The organism is candidate division WOR-3 bacterium, from assembly GCA_039802205.1.
In the GTDB taxonomy this organism is placed as follows: Bacteria; Hydrothermota; Tepidihabitantia; order SM23-42; family JAOAFX01; genus JAOAFX01.
The window spans coordinates 18,658-34,548 of record JBDRWD010000022.1; the positions used below are offsets into that span (position 1 = coordinate 18,658).

At 41.4% G+C, this 15,891-nt stretch carries 13 protein-coding genes, 1 tRNA gene and 1 rRNA gene; 7 read left to right on the plus strand and 8 right to left on the minus strand.

The window, feature by feature from the left end; genetic code table 11:
• Window positions 1-98: 98 nt before the first annotated feature.
• Entirely contained in the window at window positions 99-1,019 is a 921-nt protein-coding gene (locus ABIL39_06230; protein ID MEO0165718.1) for a DUF362 domain-containing protein, read from the minus strand.
• 276 nt (window positions 1,020-1,295) lie between these two features.
• Between ABIL39_06230 and ABIL39_06235 the strand changes: the two genes are divergently transcribed.
• From ABIL39_06235 to ABIL39_06265, 7 genes are all read left to right on the plus strand, one after another.
• A complete protein-coding gene (locus ABIL39_06235; GenBank protein ID MEO0165719.1) occupies window positions 1,296-2,231 on the plus strand; it encodes an asparagine synthetase A in 936 nt (311 codons plus the stop codon).
• 17 nt (window positions 2,232-2,248) lie between these two features.
• Window positions 2,249-3,955: a glutamate-cysteine ligase family protein gene (locus ABIL39_06240; GenBank protein ID MEO0165720.1), complete on the plus strand. Its 1,707-nt coding sequence runs from the start codon at window positions 2,249-2,251 to the stop codon at window positions 3,953-3,955.
• Between the two features lie 12 nt (window positions 3,956-3,967).
• Window positions 3,968-5,359 (plus strand): pyridoxal phosphate-dependent aminotransferase, encoded by a 1,392-nt coding sequence (locus ABIL39_06245; protein MEO0165721.1) that lies wholly within the window; start codon window positions 3,968-3,970, stop codon window positions 5,357-5,359.
• Entirely contained in the window at window positions 5,356-6,531 is a 1,176-nt protein-coding gene (locus ABIL39_06250; GenBank protein MEO0165722.1) for a M20/M25/M40 family metallo-hydrolase, read from the plus strand. The genes ABIL39_06245 and ABIL39_06250 overlap by 4 nt, the downstream gene beginning before the upstream one ends.
• 59 nt (window positions 6,532-6,590) lie before the next feature.
• Window positions 6,591-6,664, plus strand: a tRNA-Arg gene (locus tag ABIL39_06255).
• Window positions 6,665-6,726: 62 nt separating this feature from the next.
• Window positions 6,727-7,245: a nitroreductase family protein gene (locus ABIL39_06260; GenBank protein ID MEO0165723.1), complete on the plus strand. Its 519-nt coding sequence runs from the start codon at window positions 6,727-6,729 to the stop codon at window positions 7,243-7,245.
• Window positions 7,242-8,285 carry a radical SAM protein gene (locus ABIL39_06265; GenBank protein MEO0165724.1) on the plus strand — a complete coding sequence of 348 codons (1,044 nt, stop codon included), beginning with the start codon at window positions 7,242-7,244 and terminating at the stop codon, window positions 8,283-8,285. Before ABIL39_06260 ends, ABIL39_06265 begins: the two co-directional genes overlap by 4 nt.
• A 273-nt stretch (window positions 8,286-8,558) precedes the next feature.
• Here ABIL39_06265 and ABIL39_06270 read toward each other — a convergent pair whose 3' ends face one another.
• The 7 genes from ABIL39_06270 to ABIL39_06300 all read right to left on the minus strand — a co-directional run.
• Window positions 8,559-9,965, minus strand: coding sequence for a PQQ-binding-like beta-propeller repeat protein (locus ABIL39_06270; GenBank protein MEO0165725.1), 1,407 nt, complete (start codon window positions 9,963-9,965; stop codon window positions 8,559-8,561).
• Window positions 9,966-9,979: 14 nt separating this feature from the next.
• Complete coding sequence (locus tag ABIL39_06275; GenBank protein ID MEO0165726.1) at window positions 9,980-11,356, minus strand: T9SS type A sorting domain-containing protein; 1,377 nt, start codon at window positions 11,354-11,356, stop codon at window positions 9,980-9,982.
• Between the two features lie 105 nt (window positions 11,357-11,461).
• Entirely contained in the window at window positions 11,462-11,896 is a 435-nt protein-coding gene (locus ABIL39_06280) for a T9SS type A sorting domain-containing protein (protein MEO0165727.1), read from the minus strand.
• 184 nt (window positions 11,897-12,080) lie between these two features.
• Window positions 12,081-13,565 carry a T9SS type A sorting domain-containing protein gene (locus tag ABIL39_06285; protein MEO0165728.1) on the minus strand — a complete coding sequence of 495 codons (1,485 nt, stop codon included), beginning with the start codon at window positions 13,563-13,565 and terminating at the stop codon, window positions 12,081-12,083.
• 27 nt (window positions 13,566-13,592) lie between these two features.
• Window positions 13,593-15,230 (minus strand): S8 family peptidase, encoded by a 1,638-nt coding sequence (locus tag ABIL39_06290; GenBank protein MEO0165729.1) that lies wholly within the window; start codon window positions 15,228-15,230, stop codon window positions 13,593-13,595.
• 52 nt (window positions 15,231-15,282) lie between these two features.
• On the minus strand, window positions 15,283-15,759 hold the full coding sequence (locus ABIL39_06295; GenBank protein ID MEO0165730.1) for a hypothetical protein: 477 nt from the start codon (window positions 15,757-15,759) through the stop codon (window positions 15,283-15,285).
• Window positions 15,760-15,816: 57 nt separating this feature from the next.
• Window positions 15,817-15,891: ribosomal RNA gene (locus ABIL39_06300) — 16S ribosomal RNA — on the minus strand; the annotation flags it as partial.

A 15,891-nucleotide genomic window follows, 5' to 3' on the forward strand; every position in this document is an offset into this window, starting at 1 on the left:
AAAATTGAACTTTGTATTATAGTTGATCAGTAAGAATAAAAAGATAAAGGTGAATAAAAAGATTAATTGAGTAGATAATCTTATCGTGCGGTGTTTCTTTATACCTTAACCTCCTTAATCACCATTTTTTCTGTATCAATCTCACCGAGTCCGAGCTCATAAGCATAGGCGATGTGTTTTACATTCTTACCGGTAAACGATTTATTGTACCACTGACTGATTCCTACTGTATATGAATCAACCGCAACCATATCTGTGCCTGCGATGACGGTATTCAATATCACCGTTTTACCAGGACCACCTGGTCCACCGCTGGTCAAAACCCTTGTTGCATCAACAATTGTAAGGTCGGGTTTAAATACCAGTCCGAGTTCAGCAATTGCCCGATGCAGGTCAACTCGGTGCAAATAATTACGGTTCCAGATAAGTCCCATCAAGTTTTTTATTCCCAAACTCACCCCGGTTGCCGAGTGTGATTTTGCCGTAGGAAGGTTGATAAATTTATCTACTTTCTGCAGTTCCCGGGCAATCTTGATGGTTTTCAGTTCCTTGCCGTCGGGCACTTCAATCTCCCAAAATTGGTGTTCTTTATTTAACATTAATAAACTAACTTTGTTTGGATCTACAATTGCTTCTCTAACCCTGGTTTTTTCAATACATATTTCAGCATTCGCCAGCGGATAATCAATGATAACGATCTTTGATGCACCTGCTTCAAGGGAGAGTTCCACAACCTGTTTTATTACTTCCACGCTTGTGGTGGCACCACATTCGGTATTCGCCGAAAAAGAAATGTTGGGTTTAATAAGCACCCGGTCACCGGGTTTGATGAATTTATCAATTCCTCCGATAACATCCACCGCGGCTTTTACCAGCCGTTTACTTTTGCCGCGGGCAACACCGATAATGGGGTGCGGTGTACTTCCTCCCTGTGCCTCGAATATTTTCACCGGTAGAATAAAATTGGCAGCAAGACCCAGACCAAATTTTAAGAATTCCCTGCGGCTTATGTTCTTCATATAATTAATTCCCTGCTGAGTGATTGCATGCCCCAAGGACCTCTGGTTTAAGTATACGGATATAACTCATTTTGTCAATGTGGCGCAAATGATTTACTCTATTGACATAAGTTATAAAGTGTGTATAATCAGCCATGCTTGGACTTTCCTGCCTTTCCCACCGGACAATGAGAGATAATAAGAATAAGGATCCGGGCTTTCTGCTTTGATGATTATTGGAGAGGCAGAAAGCCCACCAATTTTGGTGGGCTTTTTTATTTGATGAAAGGAGGCTTTATGGAAGAAATGATTGATATAATGGGATTAGAGCGCACCATAAAATCTAGTCGCTTGCGGGCTATCTTGAGGATAGCCAGTGAAATACGATTCATAGCCGGCAAATTCCTTCGCGAGAAAGGATTTTTAGAAATTAATCCGGTAATAATATCACCGCTAACTGATCCTCTGCGCCATCAGGTATTAGATGCTTCAATACATTACCTTGGAATGAAATACCAACTTACAAAAAGCATGATATTCCACAAACAGATTGCGCTTCTAAGTGTGGATAAGATTTTCATTTTTTCACCGAATGTAAGGTTAGAACCACCGGAATATTCATCCACGGGTAACCACCTGATTGAATTTACACAGATTGACCTTGAGATGAGGAATGCAACACGAGAAACAATGATGGAACTTGCTGAGGAGATGATAGTAGAAATTATCTCTCAGGTGGTGAAAAATTGTTATAATGAATTGAGTGATTTAGGTAGGAATTTAAAGCTACCTACAGGACCGTTCAAAAGATACAGATACCTTGATTTATATAACCAATATGGTAATAAGTTTGAGATGATAATCTCGCGGGCTTCAATCGAACCTTTTTGGGTGATTGACTTTCCGATAGAAGTAAGGGAGTTTTATGACCGAGAATATGAAGATAAGCCAGGGATCCTATGTGATATGGATTTGATTTATCCCGAAGGCTATGGTGAAGCACTTTCCGGAGGTGAACGGGAGTTTAAATACGAGAGGATTGTGGAACGTATGAAAATTGCTGGCAACAATCCCGAAGATTTTAAATGGTATCTCGAATTTGTTAAAAAAGGACTGTTCCCATCTTGCGGGTTTGGCATCGGCTTAGAAAGGTTGACACGGTTTATATGCGGGCTTAACGATATTTCTGAGGCAACTCTATTCCCCAAAACGCCAGGTAGATGGAGCATCTAACAAGAGTGGAGGAGATGGTGGAGAAAAGTTTAAAATTAGAAAAAATTAAGCCCCGACAGGTAATTAAGGCACTTGAACTTGCACAAAAAGAGGGTGAAACAAATATTTACGGGATTGAGAAAGAATTTGCATTTATTAACGCCAAGAATCTTTATGCTGTGCAGAAGATCGGGAGACAATCTGCTTTCAAATTCGTAACAATGTATGGTGATATACCTTTTGAACTGCGAAGAAGAATAATGCCTGAGGTCTTTGATTATATGATAGAGGTGATTACTGAACCTGAGATCTCATACCGGCAGGCAGTTAATGAAATATTAATGGCTGAAGCTTATTTGTGGTTCGCATTGTCCCATATCCAGAATGAATTTCCGGCAATGGAAGAGATACTTTTGAGCAGCGGAACACTGTATAAACCTGCAAAAATAGATACCGAAAGTATTCCTGAAGTCTGGGGAAAAGATAAAAAGGCGTATCTGGAGGAGATGGTTCGTCGTTACGGTGATAAACTCACCCCTCAAGGTATGCACGGTAACATTTCCCTTCCCGAGCCCCTTATTGACTATCAATACCACCGCTCCGATATGAAAAAAGAACGGGGGAGCACCGGTTATGTGGATTTCAAAAACGAAATCTACATCTGGCTTGCCGCCCGGCTCCGGGCATTTGCCAGTTTAATCATTGCCATTGAAGCTAATTCACCCTTCGATTACATAATAGAAGATGATGCTGTTTATACGGTCCTCACTGGTTATCAATCTAATCGCTGGCGGCGTTTGCCGCAAATCGAAAGTACCAATCAACCATTCATGCTGCACAATTATACCCATTTTCAGAAACTTTCGTTGGAATTGATTGACAAAGGCGTGATTATTGGTGCCAACAATTATATGCCCATAAGACCAAAAGGAGAAAGGAGATTGGGTGAGGTTCCATTATCGTTGGAGCGGGCATGTTGGTTCCATGATATTGTCATTGATAGAGAAGAGCTGGAATCTGAGCCCGCGCTCCGTGCTTTACTGAAACTCGAAGATTTGACATTCATTGAAAAGTTACAAATTGCCGAAAGAACCGGATGGCTAAAAAAGAAAGGTTATACATTGAATGCCCTGATAAGATTGTGGCAGAAGGATAATGTGCGCCGGCTGCTGGGTGTGCCGCTGAGCCGACTGGAGATACGGTGCGAGGAGTCAGGAGGCGATTATGAATTTGAACAGGGAAAAGCCGGTTTCATCTTTACCTTAGCCCTTTATCTCTTCGCGCATCCAGAATTCGCTTCTTCTTTCACCTACGACCGCAAAGACTTAAAAAGGTTGGAGTATAATGAAAAACAAGCAACCAAAGATGGCTTGAATTGTACAATAATACATCCCTGGACCGGTAAAAAGATGAAGATACGTGAGTTTCTTTCTTCCACCTTGAAAACTATTGATAATTTTGCCCGGGAGATTGGTACGTATGAAGACCTGAAGCCTCTTTATGAGTTAAGCAAAGGTCAGGAGAATGAAGCCGGGAAGAAAATAAATAGCGTGCTCAAGAGTCTGGGCCGAAATCCCCCACGGACAAAAAGCGGTCTGATCATCGTCCCGGATGAAATCATCAGAGATTACCTGAGGGCACGAAAGCGATATCTACTTGAAGAACTTTCGGAAAGATTGAATTGGGGGATTGCTGGGATGACAGAATACCCTCAGGAGATGACTTTTTTCAAATCGTATAAATAAAAGGAGGTGCTTATGAAAAATTATGATGTCTGTTATCCGGGACAGGATGTGTCCCAGAGTTTGATCCCGCAATTTTTTGACAAAGCGGAAAACTGGGTCCCGATCGCAAAATATCCTCGGCGTGAAGTTTGGCCCTCAAAGATGTTTACAATAAAACAGGAGCTGGATGAGTTTATCAAAGATCATCCTACCGTTCCGGTCTATGATGCATCCCAGGGTGATGGTGGGATGAGTCTGGGGGGTATTCCAAAGCAGGAGATTGCCGAGGCATTATTAAGGTATCTGCCAGAAGAGCGTGCGACAAAATACGGTGAACCGAATGGAAGTTTAATATTGCGGAAAGCAATTTTTGAGAATTACTACCGATTTGACCTGGATACGGGTCTCACTCCGGAGAATATTATCATCGGTGATGGAGGTCGTGATATCCTACAGAAGTGGTATCAGGCACTTTCTCAGGATTGTGGCGGTCATGGTGATTTCATCCTCGTGAGCGCTGCTCCTTGGGGCTCTTATCCTGAAGGTTCATATCTGAATGGTTTCAACATCGTATGTGCCCCAGGGAATCCGGATAATGCTTTTAAAATCACTCCCGAAGGAATTGACCTCTCCATAGAATATGTCCAGAGGCATGCGAGAAGGATTGTGGGTATTATTATCACCAGCCCGGATAATCCTACGGGGAATTATCTAAACGATAAAGAAATAGTAAATCTCATTGAACACGCTGTCGCCAGAGGAATCAATTATATCTTTGTGGACTTGATCTACCAGGCAGTGACGGACCCAGAGGTCGGTTGTTATGATGTGAATAGAATCTTTAAATCTTTGAGCCCCGAAGGCAAAAAGAAAGTTGTCTTTATGGATGGGTTGACCAAAATGGTAGGGGCATCAAATCTGCGAAATGCCCATCTGGTCTGTGGTTCAATTGAATTCGCTAAAAAATTAAAGGGAATTGCGACCCATACGGTCCTGCCCAATGTCGCCGGCGAGGCAGTTGCTTATGAGGTATATAGCCAAAAAAATCCGTTGATACATCCCTGGGTAAAAAGGATTGTAGAGCCTACCGCATTGAGCCGGGCGATAGTAAAGGAAAAACTGAAAGCGTTCAACTTTAAATTCATCTGTGACCAGGGTTACTATGCTTTCATCAATATCTATCCATGGCTCGGAAAAAGAATCCCCCAGGGAAAAGAGTTTTTCGATACGCACGGTCGCAAAATCGAAAAGATTGAAAATGTAGATATTTTAAAATCCTATCTTTCGGCAAGATGTGGCTTGGCGATAATCCCGGGTTCAGTTTTCCGACAGCCCCATTTTATCCGTTTTTCTTATGCTAATGCTCCGGAATATACGCTGGGCGCAATAACCAGGTTAGAGCAGAGTTTAAGGGAGTTAGAATGAATTATATATATGGGGAGCAAAAACAAAAGGAAATATTGAGCCTGGCAATGGAGTTGATAAAAATTCCCGCGATAAGTGTCGGGCGGTTTAAAAATCCAGAGGGAGTAGTGAAATGTTTTGAGTTTATCGTTGCATACCTGAAAAAGGCGGGTCTAAGGGTGATTGAGCTTAAAGATAAAGAATCAGTACCTGCATTATACTGCGACTTACAGACGCAAAAAGAATTGTCCGGGAGGATTCTTTTTGCGGGTCATTATGACCGTGTCTCACCGATTTCTGAGACACAGATGGTGCCATTCATTGAAGGAGAATGGCTTAAAGCGCGCGGGGCAACCGATATGCTCTGCACGGTCGCCACCCTGATGGTGCTTTTTAAAGATTTGAAACTGGAGAACAAAAAGATAAATTGTGGACTGATCCTGGTGGGAAACGAAGAATCGGGCGAAACCGAAAGATGGGGAACACCGTTTATCCTTGAAGAATTATATAAAACCACTAATTATCAACCGGATTTTGTGATTGTCGCAGAAAGAACCGGCGAAGGTGATGTCTGTCTGGGAAGATTGGAATATAAAAACCGGGGTCTCATCCGCATAAAGATTGTAGCATCAGGAAGTGCTGAACACACCGCCCAGTTAAAAGGTTTGACCGCGTTAGAAAGAATAATGGAATTCCGTAACCGGATTTTTGAATATTTTTCAAGACCGTCCGAAAGCGAATGGAAGACTACTTTTACCTTCCCTTATTTTCTCTCCGGTGAAATCGGGAATTTCAATACCACCCCTACAGTTGCCTGGGCTGGATTGGAAGTTAGGCCGATTCCCGAAGAGAACATTGAGAAGATAATAACCCACATAACCGAACTCGGTAAACAATTTGATCTGTCGATAGAGTACATAAATAAAGAACCAGGAATAACGACCCCTCTTAAAAATTCTTTTCTCCAGTCTCTCCTGCAAATTCTTGCGACATTTGGTGGAGGTAAGATCGATGATTATCTGGGGAAGGGCAAAATTCATGCCACACAGGCGCGCTTTATAAAATCCCCAGTGGTAATCCTGGGTCAATCCGGGATTAATCCCCATGGTGCCCATGAAGCCCATTATATCCCAAGTATCATGCCTTATTATCATCTCATGCGAGAATTTCTTTCTTTCTGTGGTTCTGCTTAATTGGTGGGGCAATAAAACGGCTATTGACGTAAATAAAATTTTAATTATACTAACCATAGGCGCCCGTAGTTCAATTGGATAGAACGGCGGACTCCGGCTCCGCAGGTTAGGTGTTCAAATCACCTCGGGCGCGGTGTAGAAGTCTACTAGGAGTAAGAGCGGAATTTCATTTGGTACAATAAAAGGAGGTCACGAATGGAATTTTATGAGGTGATAAAGAAAAGAAGGAGTGTGAGAAAATATAAATCCGACCCCATCCCGGATGAAGTTCTGAAGCGAATCCTTGAAGCCGGTCGCATTGCGCCTTCGGCAAAAAATATTCAACCCTGGAAATTTGTTGTGATAAAAGATTCAGAGACAAAGAAAAGGATTGCGGAGGCATGTAGGGGTCAGCACTGGATGGCAGATGCTGATGTGATCATTTGTGGGTGTGCATTGGAAAAGATCGCGTGGGGACGCATGGGTGGCTACATGAGTTCCTTTGCGGTTGATCTCGCAATTGCCATGGACCACATCATTCTTGCGGCAACTAATGAAGGACTGGGAACCTGCTGGATTGGGGCTTTTGAGGAGAAAAAGGTAAAAGAGATTCTGGGAATACCGGATGATGTGCGGGTGGTCGCCTTGACACCAATTGGGTATCCGGCAGAGGAGCCCAAGGATCGGGGTCGAAAAGAATTCCACGAAGTAGTTGCTTATGAAAGATATCAGTGATCTGCCAGAACTGTAGAAAAGAGCGATTATTATCCGAGATTCTTCCCTATTGTCCGGAATGTATCAGACAAGATTTTGATAAATTAAAACCCAAGATCGAAGCTATCCACCAAAAGACCAGGCAGCCATTTAAACTCCCGGGGTCAATCCCCGAAGATAAAACCGGCGTTAACTGTGGGTTATGTGGTAATAACTGCCAGATTGGTGATGAGAATACCGGTTACTGTGGTGTGCGCCGGAATATGGGTGGTGTGATTTCTGGCCCAGATAATGAATGGGCTTATGTGGATTGGTATCATGACCCCCTGCCTACAAATTGTGTTGCGGACTGGGTCTGTGAAGGGAGTAAGGACTACGGGTACAAAAACCTGGCGGTTTTCTACGAAGGTTGCACATTCAATTGTCTCTTCTGTCAGAACTGGCAATTCAAAGAGAGAAAAAATAGGGCAACGGTGATGGATATCGCTCAATATGCGGACCCCTTGACAAGTTGTATTTGCTATTTTGGTGGTGACCCTACTCCTTTTGCTCAACACACAATTGCTCTTTCTAAAGAAATCCTTGAAAGAAAAAGAAATAAAAAATTTCGAGTTTGCTGGGAGACCAATGGCTCGGTGGCGCCGTCAATTATGGAAGAATGGGTGACGATTGCCTTAAAGACGAATGGATGCATTAAGATTGATTTTAAAGCATTTTCAGAATCCTTGAATGTTGCCCTTTGTGGAGTATCAAATAAAAATACCAAAGAGAATATAAAGCTGGTTGCCGGATACATGAAAAAGAGGGAAAAGCCGCCCCTGCTTATTGTTAGTACCCTGCTCATTCCAGGATATTTGGATGAGTATGAAATAACCGAAATGGCAAAATTTTTGAGTTCGCTCAATAAAGAAATCCCTTGGTCTTTCTTGGGATTTTATCCCCATTTCTGTTTTAATGATATGCCGCGGACTTCCAGGCGACAGGCTGATTTGGCAATCCAGATTGCTGAAAGATATGGGATGAAGAAGACCAAAATCGGAAATGTCCATCTTTTGCTATAGATAAAACACTCGAATTTATAGCACTTCCCTTAAAAATTGTATATGAGTATGATCAGTCGATTGAAATTTTTGAGACAGGCGCCCTGAATTCATCCCAACCTAAACCGAATTCACTCCATATACCACACCCGATCTCGGGCTTCTCAAACGGTGTATTTATTTCAACAGCATTTGCGGGAGCGGATGGATAGAGATAAGAATTTGCACAAACGTTATACAGAACTAGAAGCAAAGGTGAGAAATGAATGTAGAGATCGGATCCCTTTTACTTTGCTAATCAACCCTTCCTGTGTGCTGGGGGTCATGTTGATACATCGGCCAGGAAGATAGGGCAAGAGAGTCTCTACCCTGGATTGCAAAGAGTGTAGCGGACCGTTCTTTATAACCAATATCATAGATTGTGCCATTATTATCTATAGTCGGTGCATAGCCAATGTAACTGCGGGAATATCTGTATGTAATCTTTGTCTTGCTCCTTGCCCTGCCTATATTGGTAAAGAGATATATCTCGGATTGCATTGGCACAATAATTGAACCATCAGAAGTGACCATCGGTGTTCCAGATGATTCACCTTGATGAGTCCAGATTATGCTACTATTCTGTGAAATCGCAAAGAGACTGTCTTTGCCGGCAATATAGATTGTTCCATCCGGACCAATCACCGGCGAATTTATAGATGGGAAATCAACTTCAATGGGCAGATGCCACTTGATTGAACCATCTGATTTTATTGCATAGATTCCTTGTCCATTTGGAATGGTAAAAATCGTTCCATCTGAAGAAATTGCTCCTGCGGTGTGCCACCAGCTGGCATCTGAGGTGATTTTTGTTTTCCAAATCAGGTCTCCGCCCGGAGAAACTGCATAATAATAGCCATCACCCGCTGGGAAGTGAATATTACCATTTGAATTTATTATCGGAGTAGCATTAACCTTTGCATCTGCTTTATATCTCCACTTGAGGGTTCCATCAGGGTTTAATGCATAAAGGCAGGAATCAGCTGAACCGAAGTATATTGTGCCGTCTATTCCGATTGCCCCGCCGGTAGGTGAAGGTGCAGGATAACTCCACTTTATTGAGCCATCGGTATTGAGTGCCACAAATTCTCCACTACCCACTCCAACATAGATTGTGCCATCCGCACCGATTGCGGGACTTGTGATAGGATGATCTGCAACATAGTATGACCACTTTTGATTGCCGAACGGGTCAAGGGCATAAAGTCGCCACTCAAGGACAACATAGATTGTGCCATCATAACCAATTGCCGGTGGTTCAGACCAAAGCTCAACCCCTGAAGCAGTAAATAACCACTTCAGTTGCAATTCAGAAAGAACTTCAATCGCTAAGAGAGGCGACCAGTCAGATGTATCACCATTTAAATCCTTGGCGATTGCCTTCAGATAGTAAAGGCTTTCAGTTGCAAACCGATGGGCAAATGAACCGGTATCACCACTGGCATAATAATCAGACCATCTTGTAAAATTTCCATCACCCCAATCTATTAAATAACTTAATGAATCTTCATCAGGGTCTACCGCACTGAGGAAGAATGTATCCTCTTCACCAACAAAAACTTCAGTTGGTCCGGTGATAGAAGGAACCCCAGGATTTTTATTCCTACCACATACCATAAACAACAAGCCTGCAAAAAGGATAATTTGGGGTAAATTCTTCATGTCTACCTCCAGGTTTATCTCTTCATTACTATAATTTTCTTTTTCATGCTACCTCGGTCGGATTCTACGACCAAAAAATAGACGCCTGCCGGGCAACCTTTAAAAAGAAACCTCTGTCGGTGAGCACCGGCTTGGTTCATTCCATCAAATAACTTTGCCACCAATCTGCCTGTGCTATTGAATAGTGATAGCCTTATTATTTGACTGACATGTAGTTGATATTGTATTACCATCTCATCTGAGGCTGGAATTGGTGAGCAATGCAGCACCAATTCGTTTTCGCTGGATTCCTGTTTTCCTTCCTCTACACCCTCCAGCTCGTAGTAGGTAGCATAAAAAGTCCTCCTTTCATAGGTATGGGCGATAAACCCGGCCCAGACCCTCCTTGAATAAGGATCAAAGGCGATGTATTCATCTGAAGCTGGTAAAAGTACCTGCGAGGTATCAAGTAACTGGGGCGTAGACACCGAATCTCCATTCCATACTGCCCAATAGAGATGGCACCTGCCAGGGGCAATGGAATCACAAAGGAGCATCCATATTTGACCCATATCATCGCTTGCAATCAAAGGTGCCCTCTCAAATTGGGTATCAGTCCAGATTGTTTCTGGGGGAGAAATGGTTGAATTGAAACTCAAGATATGGTTCGTGTGTGGTGAAACATAAGTTCTATAGGAGAGGAATACCGAACTATCAATGAAGGAGGAGGTAAAAAAAGGCGCACTAACGCCGTAAGGGTCCTCACCTCCCCAGATTCTGAAGTTAATAATCCAGTTTGTTCCATTGTATGTGCTGACAAAAATGGTATCACAGGCCTCAACCCCTGTCCACACTGCCCATAACCTTCCATTCTTTGATGTAGTAACCCCGTGTAATAAACAATCATCATTGATATGAGGAGGTAGAGGGCCTACCGAGATAGATTCAGACCAGACGCTCCCATTGTAGCAGCGAGTCCAGCCCGTAAAATACCCAAACCAATCGGTCGTCCAGAAGACCCAGTAATTACCAAGGCTATCAGCACCTTGAAATGAAGCAAAATTACAGGAAGGGAACCCCGGTACCTCCATTGGGTTTGTCCAGAAATTCCCATTGTAATAGCACGCCCAAATCTCAATGTCGTTGTCTGCAAGGCACCAGATAAGGCCGTTTTTATCTCTGATTAAACCTTGGAAAAAGAGAAACCCGGACATCACTGTCTGAGAGTCAGATAATATCCCGCCTTCATAATAACGGACACCGATAGTTCCATACTTCCAACCAAACCAGACCTTGCCTTGATAATCGGACACGATGTAAGGAGTGGATAAATTAAGTTGGGTAGTGTCTACCATGATTTCTATTAGCGGTGCCCAATTGGCAAATAGAAAATAGAGGATTACCTTTGCCATCTTCTCATTTCCCAATCCAGAAGATTAAAGTCGTATTAAGATGTATTTTTGATTTAATGGTTCATAAAGATACTATTGTTAATGAGAGGTATCTCCCAGTCATAATTACTTAAACAATATTATCTTTTCCATTTGCCCGTAGTTTTCCACCTCTAATCTCACAAAATAGATACCCGCAGATAGACCTTCTGGTCTTATCAAAACTTCATTCATTCCAAGCCGTGATTTTATTAAATCTTTGTGCACCAAACAGCCACAGACATCATAGAGTTTAATTGTAATCTTGCGCTCGTCCGGTGAATTGAATCTGATTTTTATCATCCCCTTTGTCGGATTTGGATAGATTCTATCAAAGAAAAATGGTCTCGTAAGTTGCGTCTTTTCTGTAGTTATTTCTTGAGGAATTAATATCCGCTGGTAAGTTTTCCCTCCTATTGTTGTATCTTGTAAGAACATGCCGTGAATTTTGATATTAAGGATTAACTGACGCGTGGTATTGCTGAGGATGGCTATTGAGGGGGGTTGGGTCTGATGTTCCATCAAAAGGTATCCATAGAGCCATCAGACTGGATATTAATGTTCCAAGACAAACAAATAAATTTTTCATCTTAACCTCCTTGTGTAACTTCATTTTTATCTGCGAAAATCCAGAGTATCAGGTCAATTTTCTCTTTGAAAGGAGGTGATCCAGCCGCACGTTCCCGTACGGCTACCTTGTTACGACTTATTTTGTCTTTACTAATTTTCTCGCCACATTGTTACATTTGATAAAATATATACCAGCGGGCAAGTTATTATGATAATCATCTTTACCATCCCACGAGAGTTTATATTCATCTGCTTCAGCATATGTAGTTAATAAATGCCGCACTCTTTTTCCAAGAATATCGTAAACTGCGATATCAATGAGTGCCCTCTGGTTTAAATAATACTTAATCACAATTTTATTATTTGTTAAGAAATTAGGATATATATAAAATGAAATTTTAGTTTCATTGTCCGAAACCCGTTCTTCAACGGCTGTTTCCGGTTGTGTTCTAACAAGATAAAGTTGCTCATTTGCCCGATTATCCCAATATAAAAATTGAGTATATCCAACAATTATGTAGCCATTGTCATCTGTTCTTTGAATTTCCACAGCATCATCAAAGTGATCTGCCTTTTGAAAGATTTTTGTCCAGATCACATCACCGTTGAAATCAATTCTCACAAGGCAAATATCCTGGGCATACTGATTGGGCAGATATGTAAATCCAGTAATGATATATCCACCATCATAAGCCTCTTTTATACAGTGCCCATGTTCATCACCTCCGAGATCGTATTTTTTTGTCCAAATCGTATCCCCAGTTGGATTTAATTTCAAAAGATAGAAATTGCTCGGATTGGGTGGATATGAGTTTGTATATCCTGCAGCCAGATAGGAACCATTGCTTTCTATTACCGAATATCCTATTTCCTGGCCTGTGCCACCATATTTTTTTGTCCAAAGAACATTGCCATTACTATCTGTTTTTATGAGATAAAGATCATATTGAGGATGAAGTCCGGTGCAACCACAAATGAGATAACCACCATCAGTAGTTTGAATAACAGAATATGCGATATCATCTACAAATCCATCTTCACCATAAACTTTAGTCCATGTTGTATCACCCTGATTATCTGTCTTTATGAGATAAATATTCCAATAGGTAGGAGTACCCTGACCAAAAGAACACGTTCCACCCGCAATTATATATCCACCATCAGATGTCTGTTGTATTGAGCGGCCATAATCATTGTGCGTGCCCCCGTAAGCCTTCGTCCATAAAGTATCACCGTTAGAATTGACCTTTAAAAGCCAAACATCATCATAAGTTGTACCATAATTATTTTTCTTCCCAACTATAACATAGTCTCCATCACTGGTTTGTATCACCTGGTATCCAGCATCATCATAATTACCACCATAAGTTTTGGTCCATACTGTATCACCACCAGTATTAAGTTTTAATAACCAGGCATCATATCCCCCATTACCGTAAGACATTGTGATACCTACACATATAAATCCACCATCATAAGTTTGTTTAACTGAATAGCCGTATTCTGGGTAATATCCACCGTAAGCCCTGGTCCACAATGTATCAAGTCGCTGAGCACAGACTTCAACTAAAATACCGTTACCCAAAAGAATTATGGTGGATAAAAAGCTTCGTTTCACCATTTCAAATTTCCTTCTTGTAGTGATACACTATTTAACATATACTATTTTCCTAATGAATCTTTCATTTTGCTGTTGTAATTCAACAAAGTAAATTCCACTCGGCACCGTCTCTCGATTATCATTGGTACCATCCCAGACGATTCTCATGGGTAGAATATTATTTTTGGTTTTAAATAATTTCACTATTGCTCCCTTAGCATCGTAGATTTTCAAAGAATAAATTTCTTTGTTATTCGCATGTTGGATTAGAATATTGCACTCTTTACTAAATGGATTGGGAGAAATGGATAATATTGAACTAAGAATTTTGTGACTGATTTCTTCGCTCCCAAGGGCATGGAGTGCTGAATAGATATTCAACCTCCCCCAGCCATATTCGTTGTTAGGATATGGCCCTCCTTGTGGTGGCCGATCTGTGTAATTAAGCAAAGTCTGATATACTGTCTCATAGGCGGCTGTTGAATCTTTTTGCAAAAGGATTGCCAATGCACCAGTAACATGCGCAGCAGCCCATGATGTGCCATTGCTTACATCATACTGCCCCCCGGGCCATGCTGATTTTATATTGTGCCCTGGGGCAACAATGTCAGGTTTTATTAAATTCCAATCTGGCCTCCCCCAGTATAATGTATCATTCCACGGTGAATGATTAGGTGCTGGTCCACGACACGACCAAAGCATTCTATTATCAAGGCTATCAGTAGCACCAGCAGCTATGAGAATGGGATAACTTCCTGGCGTTTTTACAGAACTTGGTGGTGCGGGCGCAGTTGTTGTACCAACTTTGAAAATTGGCCAGACACCAAGATTACGCAAATTTAAAAGATCATTCCAAAATTCCAGAGATAGCGAGTCAAATTCAGGTTGTGTATAGGGATTGTTAAGGATTTTCGCGTTTTTTGTCGCAAACCATTGCAAACAATCATGAATGGCAGAATAAGGTGCTGCCCCCTGGCTATTGAACGCTTTAGCAACAATAAACCTTACTCCCGGTGCTACCCCTATATCTTCAGGAAACGGACCGTTACCGTCCCCACCACAGATAATTCCCATAGTGAATGTTCCGTGCCCATTATCATCATAAGGTCCTGGTAGACCATTTACTGCATCATACCAACCACCTGGATACCATTTCCCTTGAAGCGCCGGATGTGTAGTATCAACACCCGAATCAATATTACCAATAATAACACCAGTTCCATCAAAACCTTCATTCCAGCAGGAATCGGCCTTGATTATACGGATATTATAACCAGCCATCCTTTTATCAGAATCACAGTTCTCGGTTTTATCTAAGTAGATTTTATCATTTCTTGTGATGAATGAAACTTTTTGATGACGCGCAATATCATCAATCACTCGTTTGGTTGCTTTTAAATACAACCCGTTGAAGATCCAATAGGTTTTTATTTCCACTATTTGGTCAGAAAAACATAATAAATAATCTAACAGTGGCTGTTGGCTCGTTTGGGCAAATTTCTTAAGATAGGTTATCTTTTCACTTTTTGAAAAATGGGATGGAAGTATTGACAGATCAGGCTGGTCTTTTAAATGGATAATGACTTCTAATGTACTGTCCGATTCACATTTTAGACTTTTTACCTCTTGGCATTCAACCACACTTACTTTAAGTAATGATAAAAAGAGCATTAATGCTAAAGACATAAAACTACACCCTTCAAAAAGTCTTTTTCATCGTGCTACTAAATTTTCTCATTCATAGCTCCCAAAAATAGTAAAGCGAATGCGATAGGTTCTTTGTGCGTTGTCGGTATGTGGATAAACCAATTTCGAGCAGATATTTATGACATTGCTTATTACTTACATTTGCGCCATTAATTTTAATTTTTGCTTCAGTAAAATTTGTCCACTGTAAAGGTTGGGGAATAGTATACTTTTGGACAATAACATGAATACTATCCACTACCAGATCATAGGTAGTCCCAGTATAACCATTTGTTAACCCAAAGAATATAGAAGCAACTTTTTTACTTGCTCCAAGCATTTGATAATTATGAACATAGCCATATAGGTTCACAGCGGTATTGGTCACAGTGAAATGAAAGACTGTGTCTTTATACAGTGCAGTATCGCAGTACACATCGTATGGACCATAAGTTGTGCCACTAATAAGCAATGGAACAAATACTAACCCTATCCCGAACACTACATAACTCTTTCCCACTAACTTCATTTTCGCCTCCTTTTTTATCTCAAAAATCCAGGGTATTGGGTCAATTTTTTCTCTTTGAAAGGAGGTGATCCAGCCGCACGTTCCCGTACGGCTACCTTGTTACGACTTAGCCCCAGTCACCGACCCTACCTT